The 23,096-nt window shown below is 68.1% G+C and carries 22 protein-coding genes and 1 riboswitch; of the genes, 5 read left to right on the forward strand and 17 right to left on the reverse strand.

The window, feature by feature from the left end:
• Positions 1-8 precede the first annotated feature (8 nt).
• Complete coding sequence (locus IU448_RS05890; RefSeq protein ID WP_195054421.1) at positions 9-1,616, reverse strand: MFS transporter; 1,608 nt, start codon at positions 1,614-1,616, stop codon at positions 9-11.
• 295 nt (positions 1,617-1,911) lie between these two features.
• Here IU448_RS05890 and IU448_RS05895 point away from each other — a divergent pair, with 295 nt between their 5' ends.
• The gene (locus IU448_RS05895; protein ID WP_195054422.1) at positions 1,912-2,709 is read left to right on the forward strand and encodes an META domain-containing protein; all 798 of its coding nucleotides are present in this window, start codon (positions 1,912-1,914) and stop codon (positions 2,707-2,709) included.
• 74 nt (positions 2,710-2,783) lie between these two features.
• On the opposite strand, the gene IU448_RS05900 is transcribed toward IU448_RS05895, so the two are convergent.
• The 6 genes from IU448_RS05900 to gap all read right to left on the reverse strand — a co-directional run bounded on the left by IU448_RS05900 (position 2,784) and on the right by gap (position 7,753).
• The gene (locus tag IU448_RS05900) at positions 2,784-3,077 is read right to left on the reverse strand and encodes a hypothetical protein (RefSeq protein ID WP_195054423.1); all 294 of its coding nucleotides are present in this window, start codon (positions 3,075-3,077) and stop codon (positions 2,784-2,786) included.
• Between the two features lie 129 nt (positions 3,078-3,206).
• Positions 3,207-3,590, reverse strand: coding sequence for a hypothetical protein (locus tag IU448_RS05905; protein ID WP_195054424.1), 384 nt, complete (start codon positions 3,588-3,590; stop codon positions 3,207-3,209).
• Between the two features lie 41 nt (positions 3,591-3,631).
• Positions 3,632-4,477, reverse strand: a complete 846-nt coding sequence (locus IU448_RS05910) for a helix-turn-helix domain-containing protein (protein ID WP_195054425.1) — start codon at positions 4,475-4,477, stop codon at positions 3,632-3,634.
• A gap of 240 nt (positions 4,478-4,717) precedes the next feature.
• Positions 4,718-5,503, reverse strand: coding sequence for a triose-phosphate isomerase (gene tpiA, locus IU448_RS05915; RefSeq protein WP_195054426.1), 786 nt, complete (start codon positions 5,501-5,503; stop codon positions 4,718-4,720).
• A complete protein-coding gene (locus IU448_RS05920) occupies positions 5,503-6,726 on the reverse strand; it encodes a phosphoglycerate kinase (RefSeq protein ID WP_195054427.1) in 1,224 nt (407 codons plus the stop codon). The genes tpiA and IU448_RS05920 overlap by 1 nt, the downstream gene beginning before the upstream one ends.
• Before the next feature lie 7 nt (positions 6,727-6,733).
• Positions 6,734-7,753 (reverse strand): type I glyceraldehyde-3-phosphate dehydrogenase, encoded by a 1,020-nt coding sequence (gene gap, locus IU448_RS05925; RefSeq protein ID WP_195054428.1) that lies wholly within the window; start codon positions 7,751-7,753, stop codon positions 6,734-6,736.
• Positions 7,754-8,035: 282 nt separating this feature from the next.
• Between gap and IU448_RS05930 the strand changes: the two genes are divergently transcribed.
• Complete coding sequence (locus tag IU448_RS05930; protein WP_228812035.1) at positions 8,036-8,644, forward strand: GNAT family N-acetyltransferase; 609 nt, start codon at positions 8,036-8,038, stop codon at positions 8,642-8,644.
• Between the two features lie 819 nt (positions 8,645-9,463).
• Here IU448_RS05930 and whiA read toward each other — a convergent pair.
• The 4 genes from whiA to uvrC form a co-directional block, all read right to left on the reverse strand.
• Positions 9,464-10,441: a DNA-binding protein WhiA gene (whiA, locus tag IU448_RS05935; protein WP_174372421.1), complete on the reverse strand. Its 978-nt coding sequence runs from the start codon at positions 10,439-10,441 to the stop codon at positions 9,464-9,466.
• The gene (locus IU448_RS05940) at positions 10,438-11,490 is read right to left on the reverse strand and encodes a gluconeogenesis factor YvcK family protein (protein WP_195054430.1); all 1,053 of its coding nucleotides are present in this window, start codon (positions 11,488-11,490) and stop codon (positions 10,438-10,440) included. The genes whiA and IU448_RS05940 overlap by 4 nt, the downstream gene beginning before the upstream one ends.
• Complete coding sequence (rapZ, locus tag IU448_RS05945) at positions 11,487-12,362, reverse strand: RNase adapter RapZ (protein WP_228812310.1); 876 nt, start codon at positions 12,360-12,362, stop codon at positions 11,487-11,489. Before rapZ ends, IU448_RS05940 begins: the two co-directional genes overlap by 4 nt.
• 246 nt (positions 12,363-12,608) lie before the next feature.
• Complete coding sequence (uvrC, locus tag IU448_RS05950; RefSeq protein ID WP_195054432.1) at positions 12,609-14,651, reverse strand: excinuclease ABC subunit UvrC; 2,043 nt, start codon at positions 14,649-14,651, stop codon at positions 12,609-12,611.
• Positions 14,652-15,079: 428 nt separating this feature from the next.
• Between uvrC and IU448_RS05955 the strand changes: the two genes are divergently transcribed.
• Positions 15,080-17,032, forward strand: coding sequence for a gamma-glutamyltransferase family protein (locus IU448_RS05955; protein ID WP_195054433.1), 1,953 nt, complete (start codon positions 15,080-15,082; stop codon positions 17,030-17,032).
• 122 nt (positions 17,033-17,154) lie between these two features.
• A riboswitch (guanidine-III (ykkC-III) riboswitch) is annotated at positions 17,155-17,222 on the forward strand.
• 15 nt (positions 17,223-17,237) lie between these two features.
• The gene (locus IU448_RS05960) at positions 17,238-17,552 is read left to right on the forward strand and encodes a DMT family transporter (RefSeq protein WP_195055058.1); all 315 of its coding nucleotides are present in this window, start codon (positions 17,238-17,240) and stop codon (positions 17,550-17,552) included.
• Here IU448_RS05960 and IU448_RS29685 read toward each other — a convergent pair.
• From IU448_RS29685 to IU448_RS05985, 5 genes are all read right to left on the reverse strand, one after another.
• Positions 17,453-17,725 (reverse strand): DUF1330 domain-containing protein, encoded by a 273-nt coding sequence (locus IU448_RS29685; protein ID WP_416382960.1) that lies wholly within the window; start codon positions 17,723-17,725, stop codon positions 17,453-17,455. The two genes, IU448_RS05960 and IU448_RS29685, sit on opposite strands and share 100 nt — an antisense overlap.
• Before the next feature lie 131 nt (positions 17,726-17,856).
• Positions 17,857-18,351 (reverse strand): PH domain-containing protein, encoded by a 495-nt coding sequence (locus tag IU448_RS05970; protein WP_195054434.1) that lies wholly within the window; start codon positions 18,349-18,351, stop codon positions 17,857-17,859.
• A gap of 3 nt (positions 18,352-18,354) precedes the next feature.
• Positions 18,355-18,834: a 6,7-dimethyl-8-ribityllumazine synthase gene (ribH, locus tag IU448_RS05975; protein ID WP_062973999.1), complete on the reverse strand. Its 480-nt coding sequence runs from the start codon at positions 18,832-18,834 to the stop codon at positions 18,355-18,357.
• Positions 18,835-18,862: 28 nt separating this feature from the next.
• Positions 18,863-20,107: a bifunctional 3,4-dihydroxy-2-butanone-4-phosphate synthase/GTP cyclohydrolase II gene (locus IU448_RS05980; RefSeq protein ID WP_195054435.1), complete on the reverse strand. Its 1,245-nt coding sequence runs from the start codon at positions 20,105-20,107 to the stop codon at positions 18,863-18,865.
• Positions 20,108-20,185: 78 nt separating this feature from the next.
• On the reverse strand, positions 20,186-20,806 hold the full coding sequence (locus IU448_RS05985; protein WP_195054436.1) for a riboflavin synthase: 621 nt from the start codon (positions 20,804-20,806) through the stop codon (positions 20,186-20,188).
• Between the two features lie 651 nt (positions 20,807-21,457).
• Here IU448_RS05985 and IU448_RS05990 point away from each other — a divergent pair.
• The gene (locus tag IU448_RS05990) at positions 21,458-21,916 is read left to right on the forward strand and encodes a hypothetical protein (protein ID WP_195054437.1); all 459 of its coding nucleotides are present in this window, start codon (positions 21,458-21,460) and stop codon (positions 21,914-21,916) included.
• 406 nt (positions 21,917-22,322) lie between these two features.
• Here the strand turns inward: IU448_RS05990 and rpe are convergent, their stop codons facing one another.
• Entirely contained in the window at positions 22,323-22,994 is a 672-nt protein-coding gene (rpe, locus tag IU448_RS05995) for a ribulose-phosphate 3-epimerase (protein ID WP_195055059.1), read from the reverse strand.
• Positions 22,995-23,096: the final 102 nt, after the last annotated feature.

Raw genomic sequence — 23,096 nt, forward strand, 5'->3', positions numbered from 1 at the left:
CAGTGTATCTATGCGCGCGGTCCGACCGACACCAGGTGGGTGAGCGTCTCGTCGTGGGCGAACTCCGCGACCGCACGTTCACGCATCAGATCCTGGGCGGTGAGCCGCACTTTGTGCTGCTGCATATGCTCCGACCAGGAGCGCACCACAAAAGCCTCGACGTAGCGGTCGGCGGCGCCGACATCGCGGTACAGCCGCCACTCCATCGCGCCGGTGCGCTGCCGGGACCGGCCCACGTAAGCCATTGCGTCGAGGAACTCCGGTACCCGGTCCGCCGGCACGTCGTAGTCTTTGAGCACCAGCACCGGGCCGTCGTCCGGCTCCGGTTCCACCACCAGTTCGGGTTCGGGCCAGTACGCGTGCGGAGTCAGGTCGAAACCGGCCACGAACTGCCGCATGGGCAACCATATGGTGCTCAACGCGGCCAACCCCAGCAGCGCCCCCGCGATCAGCAGGGCAGTGACCGCACTGTAAGCGCCGGCCACCAGACCCCACACCACCGAGCCGATCGCCTGGCCGGCCATGAAGATCAGCATGTACACCGACAGTCCACGCGCCCGCACCCATCCCGGGAGCAGCAGCTGCATGGTGGCGTTCATGGTCGAGAGGGTGAGCAGCCAGGCCGCACCGGCGAAGACCAGCAGGATCAGCACCAGCGCCTCGACCCGAAGCAGGGCGGTTCCGCAACAGGCCACGCCGAACATCACCGCGGCGACAGCGACCTGCTGAGTGGGTGTGAGCAATGCCCGTACCCGCGCCAGGCTCACCGCGCCGAGTACCGCCCCCACCCCGAGTGCGCCCAGCATCACGCCGTAACCGGAGGATCCCAACCCCAGCTGGTCACGCGCGATCACCGGCAGCAACGCCCACAACGCACTACCGGGAGCGACGAACAGCGCGGTACGCAGTAGCACCCGCCGGATGGCCGGCGCCGATTTGATGAACCGGGTACCCGCCTGCAACGCCGCCAGCGGGCGTTCGCTCGGAAATTCGCGTGCCACCTTCGGCCGCCGCCAGAGCAGCAACGCCGCGACGATGGCACAGAAGGAAAAAGCGTTGAGAGTGAACACCAGCGCCGGCCCGGACAGCGCGACCAGCACGCCCGCGACCGCCGGGCCCACCGCCCGGCCGATATTCATATTCATACTGCCCAGCGCCGCCGCGGACGGAATCTGGTCGCGTGGCACCAGTTCGGGCTGGATCGCCTGCCACGACGGACCGACCAGAGCCTGCCCGCAGCCGAGCAGGAACAACAGCGTGAGCAGCACCGAAGGGGTGGTGTGACCGGTGGCGGTCGCGATCGCCAGCACCGCCGCCAGCAGCGCCATCGTGGACTGCGCGCCCAGCAGCAGGCGCCGTCGGTCCAGCAGATCCGCGAGTACCCCGGACGGTATCGACAAGATCATCACCGGCAACGTCGTCGCCGTCTGCACGAACGACACCAGAGCCGCCGCATTCGGTTCGTCGACCAGTACCCATTGGGCACCCACCATCTGCATCCAGGTGCCGAGATTGGATACCAACTGGGCGATCCATAGGGCTCGGTAGACCGGGGATCGCAGCGGCGCCCAGGTGGAAACTGGGTTCGGCGCGGCTGTGGTCACTCGGGACAGCATAGCCGCGTGCTACGGCCCGATTGCCGGACGCTCACGCGGTGAGGCGATCCTCTTCGCCGATGAACCGGGTGGCGAGCACGCTCACCACCGCGGTTCCCCCCAGATATCCGCAGGCGAGCCATGATCGCCATCATCAGTGCGAGCGTACGTTTCCGGCCGATCCGGTCGTCGATATGGCCGAAGACCAGACCGCCCACCGGAGGCATCGGAACACCGACGGCGAAGGTCGCGAGCGGCGGCCGATCCCGGATGTCGCCGCCCGGGCGAACGGCGGACGGCGGGTAGCATCGGCGGCATGCCCGGACGATCGCTCCGATTCGGTGCGGCCCTTTCGCTACTCCTGCTGGCCGCCACGGCCTGCTCGAACGATGACGAGCCGGCGCCCGCGCCACCCGGTTCGACGCCGATGGGCCATACCTTCATCTCCACCGAGGTCACGGGTACGACGATCCCCGGCGGCGGACCGCTCACCCTGGTTTTCGCCGACGGCCGGATCACCGCCGACGCCGGCTGTAACAAGCACAGCGGTGCGGTGGATCTCCGCGATCACGTTCTGCATGTTTCCGAGCTGGCGAGCACCCTCGCCGCCTGTCCCGGTGAACGTGCCGGATCCGATGCCTGGGTCGGCGAACTGCTCCGCGGTGAGCCGACCTGGGAACTCGACGGCCACCGGCTCACGCTGACCGGTAAGAAGACGACAGTGGTTCTCGCCGACAAGAAAGTCGTACAACCGGACCGCCCGATCCGCGGCACCGAATGGACCGTCACCACGCTGCTGACCCCGGACGCCCGGATTTCGTCGCGCACCATCGACGAAGTGCGCCCGAACCTCACCATCGCCGGGGACGGCGCTCTCACCGGATTCGCCGGCTGCAACCGGATGACCGGGCGCGCCGAGATCACCGAAACTCCGGACGGCGCCGAAATCGCCTTCACCGCGGCCACGACACGGATGCTGTGTCCACCCGAGGTCATGGAGGTGGAACAGGCGGTACTCGCTGCCCTGGACGGCACGGCACAGGCCACGGTCGACGCCGATACCCTCACCTTGCGCAACCCGAACGGCCACGGTCTGACGCTGCGCGCCCGTTAGTCCGATCGTCCGCTGCGGCGCGCGCGGGACACAGCTCGCCGGCGGCAGCGGCGAGACCGGGCTCGGCCTTCCGGCTACGGGCTGAACACCGCGCTTTCGAACGCACCGGCCTCGGCGTCCATGGGTCCACCCTCACAGTTGGGCCCGGGGAAAACCGCGACGTGCATATCGGTTTCGTTGGCGAGGATTCCGGCGGCGCCCGGGGTGTTGTAGCACCGGTCGGGATCGAGATCGCTCAGCACGGCCGGGCCACCGATCTGTGAGCGGTAGACGAATTCTCCGGGCGCCGCGTGGGCGCTGAGCGGGACGGTCAGCGTGATCGCTGCGCCGATTGCGAAGGCACCCACGGTTTCTACGACATATCGCACTCGCTGCTCCTTTCGCTCGGAATTACGGGCTGTTCACGTCCAGCACCGCAGTATTCCCGATGGCCGACCCGGTCTGCGGTTGCCGGCCACATACCGCCCGTCGATGGGCCTGTCGCGGGCGGCGCACGGTCAGGACGTTCGCGCGCGGTCGGCCGGCCGGCGGCGGAAGTACGCACGGGCGGACCGGGGAACCCACAGCGCTGCCAGTACGACGACCGACAATGTCCATCCGGCCAGCAGGGCAAGGTGGACGGCGGTGCCGGGAAACAGCAGCCACACCACGAACCGCCCGCCGAATTGACAGGCCAACAGCACCGTCACGAGGACCCGCGCCCAGTTGCGCCCCCGCAGCAGCGGCACCAGCAACGCTGCGTACAGCGGCGCACTGATCAGGTGGTAGACGGTGCCGACATGCCAACTGGTCGGCGGGATCAACGGGACTATCAGATGATTGATCGCGTGGATTCCTGTACCGGCGGCAGCCACGCGAACCGGGATCGGTGGTCCGGACATTGCCGCACCCCCTTTCGTGAGCCGAGATCAGTAGCCACACGCTAAAGGTTGCCGGCGAGACCCGTATTGGACGAATGGGCCACCATTTCACGGAGCAACCGGCCCGGGGATGTGCCGGCGAACCGTTGGAAGTCCCGGATCAGATGCGACTGATCGAAGTAGCCGAACCGGGCGGCGATACCGGCCACCGCCGCGGGCCGCTGGGTCAGGCCGGTGAGCACCGCGGAAAACCGCATCAGTCCCGCATAGGCACTAGCCGGCAGGCCGACCTCATCGGCGAATCGCCGACCGAAATGCCTGCGGCTCCAACCGGACTCGGCAACCAGATCGGCCACCGGCACCGTGCCGTGCTCCCGCCGCAACCGATGGACCGCTGCCGTGACAGCGGGATCCGGCGACCGCGGAGCGTCGCGGTCACGCAGAAAATCGGCCACCAGGCGGAAGGACTCCTCCCAGCGTGCGGACTCCGCGAGCTGTTCGGCGAGATAACGCGCGGACGGTCCGATCAGGGTATCCAACGGTACTGCCGTATTGCGCAGTTCGTGCAGGGGAACACCGAGTACCCGCCGCGCTACCAGCGGGTCCAGTTGCAGTTGCACGCTGCGCATCCGCCCCGACGAGGTAACCGTCGAGCCGCGATCGTGCATCCCCACCACCAGAGCCGCCGGGTCCCTGCGCACTCCGTCGAAGACGCCGTCCAGCGCGAACACGATTTTGACGGTTCCGCCCGGAATCTTGCGTCGGCGCACCGGAACCGGCTGTTCGACGTCGAAGCCGAAGCAACGGATGACGTCGGTCCCGGCGAGCAACCGCGGCGGGCAGTGCACGATATGACGCCGTCTCACTTGCAAAGTGCCACGTAGTTCCAGCAGCCGATCATCGCTCACCCGTCCACTATGCGCCCACCGCGCCCTCCGTTGCCGGGCAGTGGGATCATGACAGGGCCTCGGCAGCCGGTTGTGCGTCACCGTTACCACCGCATTCCGCGCCGGCCGGCACCGCACCGTCTCACCTTCGCGGTCATCGGCCTCGTCGCCGCTGTCGCCTTCGTTTCCGGGCACTGGGCGCCCGAAAAACATCGGGGCCCGCCGGGTAGCTACCCGGCGGGCCCCGATGGACTCACCCACTCAGGGCAGTGGTCCGCCCGCGGCAATCGCGGACAGGGTGGCGAACTCGTCGCCCTTGAGCGATGCGCCACCGACCAGGGCACCGTCGATATCGGTCTGCTTGATGAGCTCACCGACATTCTTGGCGTTCACCGAACCGCCGTAGAGAACCCGCACGGTCTCGGCGACCTCCGGTCCGGCCAGTTGAGCGAGCTCACCGCGGATGGCGCCGCACACCTCCTGCGCGTCGGCCGGGGTGGCGACCTTCCCGGTGCCGATCGCCCAGACGGGTTCGTAGGCGATGACGACCTTCGCGATCTCCTCCGGCTTCAGCCCCTTCAGCGATCCCCGCAACTGCTCGAGGTTGTACTCGACATGGGTGCCCGCCTCGCGAACGTTCAGTCCCTCACCGATGCAGACGATCGGAGTGATCCCGTGCTTCAGCGCCTGCTTCGCCTTGGCGAGCACCGTGGCATCGTCCTCGTTGTGGTACTGGCGGCGCTCGGAATGCCCGACCACCGCGAATCCACACCCCAGCTTGGCCAGCATGGCAGCGCTGACCTCACCGGTGTAGGCGCCGGATTCGTGTACCGACACATCCTGCGCACCGTAGGTGATCCGCAGTTTGTCGCCTTCGATCAGCGTCTGCACGCTGCGGATATCGACGAACGGCGGGATCACCGTGACATCGACCTTGTCGAAGTACTTGTCCGGCAGTGCGAACGCGATCTTCTGCACCAGGGCGATGGCCTCGAGATGATTGAGGTTCATCTTCCAGTTGCCCGCGATCAGCGGTTTCCGAGCCATTACGCGTCCTCCGCATCGTCGAGCACGCTGATGCCGGGCAGCGTCTTACCCTCCAGGTACTCCAGCGAGGCACCGCCTCCGGTGGAGATGTGCGAGAAATCGCCCTCCGGGATACCGAGCGCCCGTACGGCCGCCGCGGAATCGCCGCCACCGACAACGGTGAACGCGCCCTTACCGGTGGCCGTGGCGATCGCCTCGGCCACGCCGCGGGTACCGGCCGCGAACTTGTCGAACTCGAATACGCCCATCGGGCCGTTCCAGAACACCGTGCGCGCCTCGGTGAGCAGTGCGGCGAAACGCTGCACCGATTCCGGGCCGATATCCAGGCCCATCCAACCGTCCGGGATTTCGTGACACGGGACGATCTTCGATTCCGCGTCCGCGGCGAAGGCATCGGCGACGACGATATCGCGCGGCAGATGGATGACGTCGGCGTAGCGGTCCAGCAGCTGCTTGCAGGTATCGATCATCTCCTCCTGCAGCAGCGAGGATCCGACCGAAAGCCCCTCCGCGGCCAGGAAGGTGAAGCACATCCCGCCGCCGATGACCAGGGTGTCGACCTTGGGAGCCAGCGCCTCGATCACGGCCAGTTTGTCCGAGACCTTCGACCCGCCGAGGACCACCGCGTACGGGCGGTCGGTGGATTCGGTGAGCTTCGCCAGCACCTCGGCCTCGGCCGCGACGAGCCTGCCCGCGTAATGCGGAAGCAGCTTCGCCACGTCGTAGACCGAGGCCTGCTTACGATGCACCACGCCGAAACCGTCGGAGACGAACGCACCGTCGTCGCCGACCAATTCGACCAACGCGGCGGCCAGTTTCGCGCGGTCCGCGTCGTCCTTGCTGGTTTCGCGCGGATCGAAGCGGATGTTCTCCAGCAGCAGGACATCGCCGTCGGTGAGGCCCTCGGAACGCGCGAGCGCGTCCTGGCCCACCACATCACCGGCGAGCTGCACATTGCGGCCCAGTTCGGCGGCCAGGCGGGTCGCCACCGGAGCGAGGGACAGCGCCGGGTCCGGGGCGCCCTTCGGACGGCCGAGATGTGCGGTGACGACCACCTTCGCCCCGGCTTCCACCAGGGCACGGATGGTCGGCACCGAGGCGATGATCCGGCCCGGATCGGTGATCTCGCCGTTGTCGAGGGGCACGTTGAGGTCGGAACGCACCAGTACGCCGCGGCCCTCGACGCCCTCGGCGAGGAGATCGTCCAGAGTTTTGATGCTCACGCCGGTCCTAGAGGGACTTGCCGACGAGGCCGATGAGGTCGGCGAGACGGTTGGAGTAGCCCCACTCGTTGTCGTACCAGGAGTAGACCTTCACCTGGTCATCGATGACCTTGGTCAGCGGCGCGTCGTAGATCGAGGAATGCGGATCGGTGACGATATCGCTGGAAACGATCGGGTCGACGCTGTACTTCAGGATGCCCTTCAGCGGGCCCTCCGCGGCGGCCTTGAACGCGGCGTTGATCTCGTCGACCGTGGCCTTCTTCTCCAGGTCGGCAGTCAGGTCGGTGATCGAGCCGGTGGGGATCGGGACCCGCAGCGAGTAGCCGTCCAGCTTGCCGTTGAGCTCGGGCAGCACCAGGCCGATGGCCTTGGCCGCACCGGTGCTGGTCGGCACGATGTTCACCGCGGCGGCGCGGGCGCGACGCAGATCCTTGTGCGGGCCGTCCTGCAGGTTCTGGTCCTGCGTGTAGGCGTGGATGGTGGTCATCAGACCCTTGACGATGCCGAACTCGTCGTTCAGCACCTTCGCCAGCGGGCCCAGGCAGTTGGTGGTGCAGGACGCGTTGGAGATGATGTTCTGGCTGCCGTCGTACTTGTCGTCGTTGACACCCATCACGATGGTGATGTCCTCGCCCTTGGCGGGCGCGGAGATGATGACCTTCTTGGCGCCGGCAGCCAGATGGCCCTTCGCCTTGGTGGCGTCGGTGAAGATACCGGTGGATTCGACGACGACGTCCACGCCCAGATCGCCCCACGGCAGGGCCGCCGGGCCTTCCTTGATCGCCAGCGCCTTGATGCGCTGATCGCCGACCACGATGGTGTCCTCGCCGTCCAGCGAGACATCCTTGGGCAGCCGGCCCAGGATCGAATCGTATTTCAGCAGGGTGGCCAGCGTCGCGTTGTCGGTGAGGTCGTTGACCGCCACGATCTCGATATCGGTGGTGCCGAGCGCTTTCTGCGCCTCCACCGCCCGGAAGAAGTTACGTCCGATACGGCCGAAGCCGTTGATACCTACCCGGACAGTCACGTTTCTCGCTCCTCAGCTGTCAAGCGGATGATTCCGACACCACCCACACTAATGCCTTCGGGTCCTCTCTCCGACACACCCCTGGTGTTCGTGAGCACCAGCTATCCGGGCAGGACCGAACCTCATCCGGGCGCTACCTCCGCGTGTCGGGCCGGGGGGATGCCGGATCCGGCGGGCAACCGCAGCTCCGGCCGGAATCCGCAACCCCGCAGGGGGCATACGACCACGACCGGCTCCGTATATCGCTGGCAACTCCGGGCGCTGCACCGCAGGATGGTGGGGATGTCCAGTTCACCTCGCACCGATTCCGGGCCGCACGTCCGTCCGGCCACTTCCGCCGATATCCCCCGCGCCACCAGAAGCCTCACCCGGGCCTTCGCCGACTACCCCTGGACCCGGCACACCATCGCCGCGGACGAGCACGAACGCCGGCTGGCCGAGTTCCAGGAACTCTTCCTCACCCGCATCGGACTACCCCACGGCCGGGTGTGGGTCGCCGACGACGGTGACGCGGTCGCCGTGTGGACCACTCCTGCCACCGACGCCGGCGCAGTCTTCATCGAGCTCGCGCCCCGCTTCACCGAACTGGCCGGCGACCGCGCCGAGGCACACGCGGCGGCGGAGGCCGCGATGCATCCACACCGCCCGGTCGAGCCCGTCTGGTTCCTCGGCACCGTGGGCGTCGACCCCGCCCGCCGGGGCAGCGGACTCGGCCGCGCCGTGATCGAGCCCGGCCTGGCCGCTGCCGAACGCGAGGGGGTCGCAGCGTTCCTGGAAACGTCGACCGCGGAGAACGTGCGGTTCTACGAACACCTCGGTTTCCACGTGACCGCAGAAGTGAACATCCCCGAGGGCGGCCCCCTGACCTGGTGCATGCTCCGGCAGCCGTAACTGTTCCGGTTCGTTCGGCAGCCGAGCGCCTGCCCGGCGAGCGAGCCGATAGCGATGGCTGCCCCGGAATTCCTCGACATCGTCACGCCCGGGTGAAGTCCCATGCACTTGCCGATACCGTGCGGCCGCGGATCGGTCTCGGCAATAGCCGAGGACGGTGCAGGACGACGGTCAGCGCACCGGGAACCCGGCCGAGCACCCGCCACGGCGGGGCGGCCGGACATCCCACGCCCTTGGCTGCTGCCCCGGCCGGGTGTCGGCAACCGGGGGCCGAGCCGAGTCGGAGGCGCCGGAACGCTGCGCCACGAGCACTTCGACCAAGTCGAGCGCGGAACAATCCGCGTGGACCGGCCGAACCGCTCCGGTTCTGCGCCGCCCGGCGGCGGCGGGTGCTCAGAAGAAAGCAATAAACTCCGAGCGGGCTGCAGCCCCCGAGCCCGGTGCGACACTCCCCCGGCCCGGTCGTGTGCCGGCCGCACCCCACCACAGGAGTGTGATCCGGCAAAGCCGGACCATCTGCGCTGTTCCCGGACCGCATATCGGCACTCGTACCTGCAGCTCGGCGAAGCGGTGCCTACCTCGGCCTTCCCGGTGGAGGTAGGCACAGTCCGAAGACGACCTCGCTGGTCACCGTTGCGATCGCGCGCCGAGCCGTCGCGCTGACAGCCGACGCGCACTACCCCGGCTCCATGGGAGCGGAGCCGATCGCGATGGACACGCGGTGCTGGAGCCGATACGGGGCGCCGCCTGCGTGCCGTGTGGTGGAGCCAGGCCGGCACCACCACATCGCGTCCCGGTCACCGTCGGGATGTAGACGGCTCAGGCGTCGTCGAGCAGCTCGGCTGTGACCGCGGATTCGGTATCGGGCACACCGAGTTCCTTCGCCCGCCTATCGGCCATGGACAGCAGTCGCCGGATCCGTCCGGCCACGGCGTCCTTGGTCATCGGCGGGTCGGCGAGCTGGCCGAGTTCCTCGAGGGATGCCTGCCGGTGTTCGACGCGCAGCTTCCCCGCCGCCGCCAGATGGTCCGGGACGTCCTCGCCGAGCAGTTCCAGCGCCCGCTCGACCCGGGCCGCCGCCGCCACCGCGGCCCGTGCCGAACGCCGCAGATTTGCGTCGTCGAAGTTGGCGAGCCGGTTGGCGGTGGCGCGGACCTCGCGCCGCATCCGGCGTTCCTCCCAGGTGAGCCGGGTGTCCTGCGCGCCCATCCGGGTGAGCAGTGCCCCGATCGCCTCACCGTCGCGGACCACGACCCGGTCGGTGCCACGCACCTCCCGCGCCTTCGCCGAGATTCCCAGCCGCCGCGCGGCGCCCACCAGCGCCAACGCCGCCTCCGGCCCCGGGCAGCTCACCTCGAGCGCGGAGGAGCGGCCGGGTTCGGTGAGCGAGCCGTGGGCCAGGAAGGCGCCGCGCCACGCGGCCTCGGCATCGGCGACACTGCCGCCGACGACCTGGGCGGGCAGCCCGCGCACCGGCCGGCCGCGGACATCCAGCAGTCCGGTCTGCCGCGCGAGAGCTTCGCCCTCTTTCGCGACCCGGACCACGTAACGGGAGGATTTGCGCAGGCCACCGGCACTGAGCACATGCACATCCGACCCGTATCCGTAGAGTTCGAAGATCTCCCGCCGCAGCCGCCGCGCGATGGACCCCATATCGACTTCGGCTTCGACGATCACCCGCCCGCCGACGATATGCAGACCGCCGGCGAAACGCAGCAGGGCGGACAGTTCGGCTTTACGCGCACTCACCTGTGTTACGGCGAGCCGGCTCAGCTCGTCTTTCACTTCGGCTGTCATCGCCACGAGACGTGCTCCTTTCCACCCAACCCGGACCGCACATCCTGACCCATGTGCCGTCCCTCGACTCGAAGCCCCGGCAACGCCGGACGGGGCTCGTGGATCAGTTGATCCAGTGCGGCGGCGAGCTTTCCGGCATCGTGCCGGGCCGTTCCCGCGTCGGCGACATCGGAAAAGACTACTCGTGCCCGCAGTTGCCCGGCCGCTCTGGCCACATGTTCGCGCTCGCGTCCCTCCGGCACGCAACCGGAATCGACCAGAACCTCGTCGACCGCGAAATCCGGTGCGTGCTGGGACAATACATGCAGATGACGTTCGGCGGAGAAACCCGCCGTCTCACCGGGCTGCGCGACCAGGTTCAGGATCAGTACCTTACGCGCCCGGGTGTGAACCAGCGCGTCGCGCAGACCGGGCACCAGCAGATGCGGGATAACACTGGTGAACCAGGAGCCCGGTCCCAATATCACCGCGTCCGCTCGTTCGATGGCGGCGGTGGCCTCGGCGCAGGCGGGCGGGTCGGCGGGCAGCAGACGCACCCGGCGCACCTTGCCGGGTGTGGTGGCCACGGCGACCTGACCGCGGATACAGCGACTCACCCGCGGATCGGCTTCCAACCCCGAGACGTCGGCCTCGATATCCAGCGGGAGGGTCGACATGGGCAGCACCCGCCCGGTGATACCGAGCAGTTCCCCGACCTTGTCGAGAGCGGCCACCGGATCACCCAGCACCTCGGTGAGACCGGCCAGCAGCAGATTGCCGACCGAATGCCCGGCGAGTGCACCGGTACCACCGAACCGGTGCTGCACGGTCCGGGTGAGGACGCCGTCGGCATCGGCGGCCAGCGCGGCCAGGGCCATCCGCAGGTCGCCGGGCGGCGGGACCCCGAGTTCGCGCCGCAGGCGACCGGAAGAGCCGCCGTCGTCGGCGACGGTGACCACCGCGCTGATCCGCCGGGTGAACCGGCGCACCGCCGACAGAGTGGCGTATAGACCGTGTCCGCCGCCGAGGGCGACGACCGCGGGACCGCGGCGGGATGCGGGGCCGGTCATTCACGCCCCAGATCCCGGTGCAGTACCCGCACCGTATCGACGGCACCGTCCGCGTCGCTGTCGAGAGTGCGGCCGGCCAGCTGACCGAGGGCCTCGGCGATCGCGACACTGCGATGTCTGCCGCCGGTACAGCCCACTGCGACGGTCATGTATCGCTTCCCCTCTTGGCGGTAACCCTGGGTGGTCAGCTCGATCAGGTGCTCGCAGGTCCGCAGATAGTCCTCGGCTCCCGGACGCGACAGCACGTAGTCACTGACCACCGCTTCCTGACCGGTGTGCTGCCGAAGTTCTGGTACCCAGTGCGGGTTGGGCAGGAAACGCACATCGAGCACCATGTCCGCGTCCAGCGGGACACCGTACTTGAATCCGAACGATTGCACGGTCAGCTGCAGCGCGGCGGGCGTGCCGCCGCCGTAGACCTCCTCCAGTTTGCGATGCAACTGGTGGATCGACAGTTCCGTGGTGTCGATGACCACATCGGCGGCGGCCTTCACCCCGGCGAGCCGGACCCGTTCGGCGGCGATACCGGCCGACAGGGTCCCGTCGGCGCTGTCGTTCTGCAATGGGTGGCGGCGCCGGGCGAACCCGAACCTGCGGATCAGCACATCGTCGGAGGCTTCCAGGAAAAGGATCCGGGTGGGCACGCCGCGGGCGCGTAGCTGTTCGGTTACCGCCGGGAGATCGCCGGTGAAGAAACGACTGCGCACATCCATCACGATCGCCAGACGCCGGATGGGCGGGTCCGCGGAAGCGCCGAGTTCGACCATCCGCCCGATCAGTTCCGGCGGCAGGTTGTCGGTGACGTACCAGCCGAGATCCTCCAGAACCCGCGCGGCTGTCCCCCGCCCGGCTCCGGACAGCCCGGTCACCATCACGACCTCGACGGGGGTCCCCGAAACCGGTCCCCCGCCCGGCACCACTTTCGTACTGCTGTTCGATTCGACGCGAGTCATGTACCACCCGGATCTGTGTTCGGGAATGCGTTTCGGTCACCCTGCTGTAGCGCGTGCGCCCGGCTCCTGCCCCGGAGCGCAGGAACACGGCCGCGGGGGCGCAGGAACAAACGTACGTGACCGGCGCCGGTCACCGCGCTGTTGCGCCGTGCGCCGCGCCGGAGGCTATCGGTCGTGCAGAGCCGCCAGCACCGCCTCCGCGGTGGCCCGGCCGATGCCGGGTACCTCGATGATCTCCTCCACGGTCGCCTCCTTGAGCCGCGCCACCGAACCGAAATGCGTGACCAGCGCGGTACGGCGGGCCGCGCCGAGCCCGCGCACCGAATCGAGTGCGGAGGCGGTCATCCGCCGGGATCGTTTACTGCGGTGGAAGGTGATGGCGAAGCGGTGGGCTTCGTCACGCACGCGTTGCAGCAGGTACAGCGCCTCACTCGTGCGCGGCAGGACCACCGGGTCCGGTTCGCCCGGCACCCAGACCTCCTCGAGCCGTTTGGCCAGACCCACCACCGCGACATCGGTGATACCGAGTTCGTCGAGTACCTCGGCCGCGGCCGCGACCTGCGGCGCACCCCCGTCGACGACGTACAGATTCGGCGGATAGGCGAACTTGCGGGGGCGGCCGGTTTTCGGATCGATCCCGGGACGGGTGGTGATCTCCTCATCCGCGAGGTCGCCGGATCCGGGCACGGTCACGAATTCCGGTACGTCCGCGGTACCGGCGAGATCGGCCTGTTCGGTGGCGTCGCGCTCCCGGCGCAGCCGCAGGAACCGGCGGCGGGTCACCTCGGCGATACTGGCTACATCGTCGGACCGGCCCCCGCCCGCGGCCTCCCGGATCGCGTAGTGCCGGTAGTCGGATTTCTTGGGCAGACCGTCCTCGAACACCACCAGCGATGCCACCACATCGGTGCCCTGGACATGACTGATATCGACGCATTCGATCCGCAGCGGCGCGGTATCGAGGTCGAGGGCGTCCTGGATATCCTGCAGCGCCACCGAACGCGACGTCAGATCGCCGGCCCGGCGAAGTTTGTGCTGGGCGAGTGCCTCCGTGGCGTTGCGGGCGACGGTATCGGCGAGGGCCTTCTTGTCGCCGCGCTGGGGAACCCGGACGCGTACGGCACCGCCCCGCAGCTGCGACAGCCACCGCTGTACCTCGTCGACATCAGCGGGTAGTTCCGGCACCAGGACCTCCCGCGGGACCACCGCGGCCGGCTGATCCCCGGCGGTCTGCGCGGCGACCGCGGCCTGCTCACCGTAGAACTGGGTGAGGAACTGTTCCACCAGCGCGGCGAGCTCGCCGCCCTGTTCCGGGGTATCGGCCGCGTCGCCGGATTTGTCCACCACCCAGCCGCGCTGACCGCGCACCCGGCCGTCGCGCACATGGAAGACCTGTACCGCGACCTCCAGATCGTCGCCGGCGAACGCGATCACATCGGCGTCGGTGCCGTCGCCGAGTACCACGGCCTGCTTTTCCAGCGCCCGGCGCAGAGCCTGCACATCGTCGCGGAGCCGGGCCGCGGTCTCGAAATCGAGATCCTCGGATGCGGAGTGCATCCGGCGCTCCAATTCCTTGACCATCCGGTCGGTACGCCCGGCCAGGAAATCACAGAAATCGTCGACGATATGGCGGTGCTCATCGGCCGATACCCGGCCCACGCACGGTGCCGAGCATTTATCGATATAACCGAGCAGACACGGCCGGCCGATCTGCCCGTGCCGTTTGAAAACCCCGGCCGAGCAGGTGCGGGCCGGAAAGACCCGGAGCAGCAGGTCGAGAGTTTCCCGGATAGCCCATGCGTGGGCGTAGGGCCCGAAATAGCGAACCCCTTTTTTCCGCGCACCACGGTAAACGAAAAGCCGCGGATATTCCTCGTTCAGGGTGACGGCCAGCACGGGATAGGATTTGTCGTCGCGGTAGCGGACGTTGAAACGCGGATCGAATTCTTTGATCCAGTTGTATTCCAGCTGCAGCGCTTCCACCTCGGTGGAAACCACGGTCCATTCCACACTTGCGGCGCTGGTGACCATCTGCCGCGTACGCGGATGCAATGCGGCCACATCGGCGAAATACGAGTTGAGCCGATTACGCAGACTTTTCGCCTTGCCGACGTAGATGACCTGCCCGTAGGAGTCACGGAATTTGTAGACACCGGGTTCGAGCGGAATACTGCCCGGCTGCGGCCGGTACGTCGCGGGATCTGCCACGGGTCCAAGGTTAGTAGCGAGCTCGGACAGAGTTCACCGCCGGTCGGGAACCGGCTCACGACTCCGGCCGAGGATCGCGCGCCATCCGCGAACGCGGCGAACCCCCTCGGCCCACGCGTCGCCGTTGTTCCGGCGTGCACTGTCCGGACCGGGCCCCGCAATATCGCAGTGACGCCCGCTCGACCGGCCCCTGCCGACAGCCCAGCGGGGAACTGTTGCCGGGCTGCAGCATCGCCCATGCCGGGTGCATCCGGGAGCCGGAGGATCCGTACATCGGTCCACCGGTCGAACTGTTCGCCTACGGCCCGCGAATCGGCGTGGCTCCGCCGGGCGATCGAGGACGACGCTCGGAGCATCGGCGCGCAGCGGCACGATGCGCTCCGTGGTTCGGCCTCCATGTGTCGCACCGGACGGCTACAGTGCGGAATATGCGCCCGGTACAACGGATTCGGTACGCACTGACCATTACCGGTCTACTCGTGGCCGCATCCCTGAGTGGATGCACCGGCGAGACCGATACCACGGGCCCGTGTAGTCCGATACCCAACGGCACCGCCGTCACCGCCGCCCCCGGAACCGGCTCGGCGGCGCCGACGTCCCGTGATCTCGCGACCAACCCGGAGATCGCCTCCGGCTACCGGTCGGATATGACTGCCGTGCGCACCACCGGTTACGCCGTATCCACCGCCAACTCGCATGCCACTCGCGCGGCCTGCGAGGTCCTGCGCGCCGGTGGCACCGCGGCGGATGCGCTGATCACGGCCCAGACCGTGCTGGGGATCACCGAACCGCAGGCCTCCGGGCTCGGCGGCGGCGCTTTCCTGCTGTATTACAACGCGGAGAACGAAACGGTGCAGGCCTACGACGGGCGAGAGACCGCGCCGGCCGCCGCGACGGAGAACTATCTGCGCTGGATCAGCGAAAGCGACCGCACCGAACCGCGGCCGGATGCCCGCGCCAGTGGGCGCTCCATCGGGGTTCCGGGTGTCGTGCGCATGCTCGGGATGGTGCACGCCGAGCACGGCCACACCGCCTGGCGCGAACTGTTCGACCCTGCCGTCGCCCTGGCCGACCAGGGTTTCGAGATCAGTCCCCGGCTGGCCGCCCAGATCGCCGAATCCGCGCCCGAACTGGCCCGCGATCCGGCGGCCGCCGAATACTTCCTCGAACCGGACGGTTCGCCCAAACCCGCCGGGGCCGTACTCACCAACCCGGCGCTGTCGAAAACCCTCACCACCTTGGCCACCGAAGGCGCGGACGCGTTCTACACCGGTCCCATCGCGCAGGATATCGTCGCCGCCACCGCGGCGAGCACCGGCGGCCGTACTCCCGGCGCGCTCACGGCGGCGGATCTGGCCGGCTACCGGGCGGTGCAACGAACACCGCTGTGCACCGGCTACCGGGCGCACGAGGTCTGCGGGATGCCGGGGCCCTCGTCCGGTGGCAGCACCGTCGCGGCCACGCTCGGCATCCTGGAGAACTTCGATATCCCGGCGCTGCCGCCGCAGCGGGTCGACCGCAACGGCGGCGTTCCGCGCGCCGAGGCGGTCCACCTGATCGCGGAGGCCGAGCGACTGGCCTACGCCGACCGCGACAAGTACATCGCCGACCCGGACTATGTTCCGCCGCCGGGAAATTCCCCGGAAACCCTGGTCGACCCGGAGTATCTGCGGGAACGGGCGGGACTCATCGATCCGGACCACAGCATGGGCACCGCCCGGCCCGGCGACTTCGGCCCCACCACCCTGGGCACCGGCCCACAGACCCCCGAGCACGGCACCAGCCATATTTCGGTGGTCGATTCCTACGGCAATGCCGCGGCCATGACCACCACCGTGGAATCGGCGTTCGGCTCATTCCATATGGTCGGCGGGTTCCTGCTGAACAACCAGCTCACCGATTTCTCGGCCGACCCGCGCGATGCCGCCGGCGCCCCGGTGGCGAACCGGGTGGAACCGGGTAAACGCCCGCGCAGCTCCATGAGCCCGACCCTGGTCTTCGAGCCGGGTCCCGGCTCCGGGCCCGGCACCCTCACCCATGTGGTCGGCTCGCCGGGCGGCTCGGTGATCATCCAGTTCGTGGTGAAAACGCTGGTGGGCATGCTGGATTGGGGCCTGGACCCGCAGCAGGCGGTTTCCGCGGTATCGTTCGGCGCCGCGAACACTCCGCTCACCGGCGTCGGTGGCGAGCATCCCGCGATCGATACGCGTGCCGACGGCGCCCACGACCCACTCGTCACCGCCCTGCGCGAGCGGGGCCACCAGGTATCGGTGGCTCCGCAGACGAGCGGGCTCAGTGTCCTGAGCCGCGACGGCGAGAACCACTGGATCGGCGGCGCCGATCCGCGGCGCGAAGGCGAGGTTCTGGGCGACACCCGCTGATACGGGGCACCACACCCGCGGACCGCCTCCGCGCTCTTCAGGTCCGGGCCGCGCGATTGTGAGGTGCCTCGCCGAACGCAGCGAAAAGGTTGCCCTCTGCACGCGGTTGTGCGATTTTGGTCGCAGAGCCCCGACGCAGCGGGCTTCCGGACGAGAGGGTCGTACCCGGCGTGCGACAAGACGACCCACGGAGGTCGTCATGGCGTTGTCATGGATTGTTCTCGTGGTATCCGGTGCACTCGAAGCGGTCTGGGCCACTGCCCTGGGCAAAACCGAGGGTTTCTCCAAATGGCCCCCGACCGTATTGTTCGCCGTCGCGCTCATCGCCAGTATGGGCGGTCTCGCCTATGCGATGCGTGATCTGCCGGTAGGTACCGCGTATTCGGTGTGGGTGGGTATCGGCGCGGTGCTCACCGTGGCCTATGCCATGGCCACCGGGGAAGAACCGGTCACGATCGGAAAACTCGTCTTCCTGACGATGATCATCTCGGGAGTGGTCGGACTCAAGCTCGCCCACTGAGCATCGGAAAATTCGACGACCAAGATCCCGGGCGCGTCCCAGGTACCTTCCACGGGCTCGGGTGTCGGTCCCGCGACCAGGTAGCGACCGCCGTGGCTGAGAATCGACCGCTGGGCCACGGCGGTAGGCCATGCCTGTCTCCTCGTCGAGTACTTCGACGTTGGCAACGACATAAGCGGACACTCGGTCCCGATCAAATATCTCAGCAGAAAATCGCCATCAACAGCATGCCCAAAATATCGACACGATTATCGACGCCAGAGTGCGGGCCTGCCCCGACCGCGGGCATCGGCCGGAGGCAGGATCAGGCGTCGCCGGTGTACTTCGCACCGAGTTCGCGTAGCCGGTCGAGAGCAGCCGCGGCGCGCTCACCGTCGTTGGAGCGGATGGCCAGCATCGGCACGTAGTCGTCGTTCACCAGCTCCAGCCGGGCCCACGCCTTACGGTCCGGGAAGGACACACCACGAATATGCTTCCATTCGAATTCGTTGTCGCCCAGCACATTGCGGACTACGACACCGCGTTCCCCGGCACGTACGCGTGGCCTGGTGAGCAGTAGGACGGCGATGGCGCCGAAGATACCGATACCCGCCATCGCGAACTGATCCACCACCCGGAAGTTCACACCGGTGTAATCCACCCGCAGGAACACCCCGAGCAGGACGAAGACCACTACCAGACAGGCGGCCACGATCACCGCGGTGCGACGGGCTTTACGCGGGCGCACCTCGAACTCCCATTCGGATGACCGCTCCGGCGCGAGGTTCGCACCGCGCCGCAGTATCCGCACCACCGGCATCGCTCAGCCCGCCGCGCGCAGCCCGCGCAGGGTCAAGGCGGCATCCAGCGCGGCCGCGGCCGCCTGCTCGCCCTTGTTCTCCACCGAATCGGGCAACCCGGCCCGGTCCAGCGCCTGCTGCTCGTTGTTGGTGGTGAGCACACCGTTCGCGACGGGGGTGCTCTCGTCCAGCGAGACCCGGGTCAACCCGGCGGTCACCGCATCGCAGACGTATTCGAAATGCGGGGTGTCGCCGCGGATCACCACCCCGAGGGCCACCACCGCGTCATGGGTGCGGGCCAGCTCCTGCGCGAGTACCGGCAGTTCCATCGCACCCGCGCAGCGGGCGACGGTGGTATGCCGGACACCCGCGTCCGCGGCCACGCGTTCGGCGTTGGCCACCAGGGTGTCGCAGATCTCGGTGTGCCAGCGCGAGGCGACAATCGCCAGCCGCAAGCCCTGCGCATCGGCCAGCGCGAACTCCGGTACACCGGTGCCGCTCATCGGTTTCCGCCTTTCGATCCGGCTATTGTCATTGCGCGGTCTCCCCCAGATCCAAATCGTCCAGGCCGACCAGGTCGTGGCCCATCCGGTCGCGTTTGGTGCGCAGATAACGAAGATTCTCGGCGTTGGCCCGCACGGGCATCGGTACGCGTTCGGTGATCCGCAGCCCGTAACCGTCGAGCCCGACCCGTTTCGCCGGGTTGTTCGTGAGCAGGCGCATCGACCGCAGCCCCAGATCGACCAGGATCTGTGCGCCGGTCCCGTAATCCCGGGCATCGGCCGGCAGCCCGAGTTCGATATTGGCATCGACGGTATCGTGCCCGGAATCCTGCAGCTGATAGGCCTGCAGTTTGTGCATCAGGCCGATACCCCGGCCCTCGTGCCCGCGCATGTACAACACCACGCCGCGTCCTTCGGCGGCCACCATTTCCAGGGCCGCGTCCAGTTGCGGGCCGCAGTCGCAGCGCAGCGAACCGAAGACATCGCCGGTGAGGCATTCCGAATGCACCCGGACCAGGACATCCTCGCCGTCGCCGATATCGCCGCGCACCAGCGCCACATGTTCGACATCGTCGTAGATGCTCTGGTAGCCGACCGCGGTGAACTCACCGTGCAGGGTCGGGATCCGCGCCTGCGCCACCCGCACGACATGCTTTTCGTGTTTACGGCGCCACGAGATCATCTCCGCGATGGAGATCAATGCCAGTTCGTGCTCGTCGGCGAAAACGCGCAGCTCGTCGGTGCGGGCCATATGCCCGTCCTCCTTCTGGCTGACGATCTCGCAGATCACCCCCGCCGGGCGCAGCCCCGCCATCCGGGCCAGATCCACCGCGGCCTCGGTATGGCCGGGCCGCCGCAGCACCCCGCCGTCCTTGGCCCGCAGCGGTACTACATGCCCCGGCCGGGTGAAATCGTTGGGTTTCGCGTCGCCGTCGGCGAGCAGCCGGATGGTGGTGGCGCGATCGGCACCGGAGATTCCGGTCGTCACACCTTCCCTGGCATCGACGGAGACGGTGTAGGCGGTCCCGTGCTTGTCCTGGTTAACCGCGTACATCGGCGGCAGGCCGAGACGGTCGCAATCGTCACCGGTGAGCGGTACGCAGATGTACCCCGAGGTGTACCGGATCATGAACGCCACGAGTTCCGGGGTGGCCTTCTCCGCGGCGAAGATGAGGTCGCCCTCGTTCTCCCGGTCCTCGTCGTCGACCACGACGACCGGTTTACCGGCCGCGATATCGGCGACGGCGCGCTCGATGCTGTCGAACCTGGTCACGTCTGCAATGCTCCATCTCGGTTGGTCGCTGATCACACTACTGGGTCGGTCCGGCCCGTCCGGGCGCGGCCGGAGGTATCAACCACGCTGATGGAGGCGCTCGACATACTTCGCGATCACATCGACTTCCAGGTTCACCACGGTCCCGGCAGCGGCGGCGCCGAGATCGGTCAGGCTCAGGGTGGTGGGAATGAGGGAGACCTCGAACCAGTCGCGGGCTCCGTCGGCGGCCGGTGTGTCGGAGCGGCCCAGCCCGGATACGGTCAGCGAGATACCGTTCACCGTGATGGAGCCCTTCTCCACGACGTACTTGGCGATCGCGTCGGGCAGCGAGATCCGGACTACCTCCCAGTTCTCTCCGGGGGTGCGGGTCAGGACCGTTCCGGTGCCGTCCACATGCCCCTGCACGATATGACCACCGAGGCGGCTGTTGACAGCGGCGGCCCGCTCGAGGTTGACCTGCGCGCCGGGGGCGAGGCCGCCGATACTCGACCGGCGCAGCGTTTCGCCCATCACATCGACGGTGAAGACATCGTCGATGACATCGACCACGGTCAGGCACACCCCGTTGACCGCAATGGAATCGCCGTGCCCGGCATCGGAGGTGACCAGTTTGCCACGGATGGTCAACCGGGCCGCGTCGGTTAACTGTTCGCAGGCGACGATCTCACCCAACTCCTCGACAATGCCTGTGAACATGACTTCTCCCGTTCGCATCGGTGTTCCGCCTACGGAACGGCGTCAGCGGTACCGAATATTCCCAGTTCGCCGTCCACGACCAGACTAGTTGGCGCCCGCACCGGCCGACCACGGCTGCCCATTCGCCGGAACGCCGCCCGCTCCCGGCCAACCGGGGGCGTCGCACCACTCAGCTCCGGCCGGAAATTTTGCGGTCGGATGACCACTGTCACATTCTTCCCGGCAGCACCGGACAACGCTGCGACGAGCAGATACATGGTCCGGACCGATTCGGCAGCCCCCATCTTTGCCCGGACGAGACCGCATCGAAACCCGAAATGTTCCTCGATTTGCGCGCTCACACCGGACGACGCAATATGGTGAGGTGATCGGCCCACCGCCCTCGACCACCCCGCGGCGCGGACGGGCCCGATGTTCGGTGATGACGGCCACCGCCGCGGAAGACCGTGCGCCACAAGCCTTCACGAACAACTGGATCGGATCACCGGGCTCCGGCCGGAATATCCGGCCGCGAACCGGCGGTCCGGTGCCCCCTGCCCCGGCGACAGCGCCGGCCGGGCATCCGACCCCGCGGTAGCAGAACCGCACGGATCCGCCGGACGACCGCGCCCCCGCCAGGCACGTCCATCACTCGAGGAAGCCCAACCCGCCATGACCACATTCACCGAGTCCGCCCTGGAACGACACTGCCGGCGATACCGGGAGCGAGATCTGCTGCCCGCCGTCGTCGACCCGGTATCGCACCGCATCCTGTTACATATCGGCGCCGCCTACGGCGCGGTGACCATGCCCACCGAATTCGGCGAACCGGTACTGCACCGGCTCCGGGCCGCCGGCTCGGCCGGCCCGGTCTTCGCCCACCCCCGGGCCGGCCGCTGGACGTTCCTCACCGGCCCCACCCGGCACGACGACTTCCCCGCCACCGCCGCTGCCGAACTGTTCCGCCGCTACACCACGGTCGCGGGTACCGGTAGTCAGATCGTGCTGCCCTCGGCCGAGGACGAAACCAGCGGCTACCGAGTCTGGATCGCCGGGCCGGATACCTCCGGCAAGCGCCCCCCGCAGCGTGCCGTGATCGACGCGGTCTGCGCAAGCGGCCACCACCGCTGATTACGGGCGGCCACCACGAAGTAGCTCGACGAGCATCCACCACAATCGATATATACGAACGATCACCGCGCAGCGGCTGACGAACTCTCCCGGTAGTCGCTCACCGGATGTGAGCGACTACCCCCGAATCGCCGATCGCGTACGGGGAACCGGCCCCGCCGAGCCTGCGGCTGCCGCCTCGGGATCGGCGCCTCGGGATCCATCAGCTTCCCGAATATGCCGCGACCTGGGCCGTGGCGCGGCCGGGCAGCAGCGGGCGTAGTAGCGGTGACACCGCCGGATCGGTTGTGGCTACCGAAGTAGGGGCGGCATCAGCGCGCCGGATCGACGCGGGCGCAGCGGCGGGCGCCGGCATGCATCGCAACACCGGCCGGACCAGACCGCAGGGCACCGGCCGGCGCGGGCCTCAGTGCGCGGCGTGGTGCGGCGACCGGGCCGCTGCCGCCTGGCTGCGCAGTTTCTCCACGGTCGCGCCCGGATCGGCAGTGTTGTATATGGCCGAGCCCGCGACGAAGCAGTCGATTCCGGCTTCCGCGGCCTGCTCGATGGTGTCGGCGTTGATCCCGCCGTCGATCTCCACCACCAGCCGCAGATCGCCCGAGTCGACGAGCCGCCGCACAGCCTTCGCCTTCTCCAGTACCGAGGGAATGAACGACTGCCCCCCGAAACCCGGCTCGACACTCATCACCAGCAGCGTGTCGAAGTCGCGGAGAATCTCGAGGTAGGGCTCGATCGGTGTATTCGGCTTCACCGACAACCCGGCCTTTGCGCCCGCTGCCCGGATATCCCGCGCCACGCCCACCGGATCGTAGGTCGCTTCGGCGTGGAACGTCACATTGTAGGCGCCCGCCTCCGCGTACGGCGGCGCCCACCGGGCCGGGTCCTCGATCATCAAGTGACAGTCCAGCGGGATATCGGTGGCCTTCAGCAGGCTCTGCACGACCGGCAGACCCAGCGTCAGGTTGGGCACGAAATGCGCGTCCATCACATCGACGTGTAGCCAGTCGGCACTCGCCACCGCCTCGGCCTCATCGGCCAGCCGCGCGAAATCCGCGGACAGGATGGACGGGGCGATCATCGGGGCCGCCGGACGGGTGAAGGTGGGCTCGGACGCAGTCACGCGGCGCAGTCTAGTGCGGATCGGCAAAGCCACCGAATGCGCCCGACCGCATTGCCGGGC

It is taken from the genome of Nocardia flavorosea, assembly GCF_015477805.1.
Lineage (GTDB): Bacteria > Actinomycetota > Actinomycetes > Mycobacteriales > Mycobacteriaceae > Nocardia > Nocardia flavorosea_A.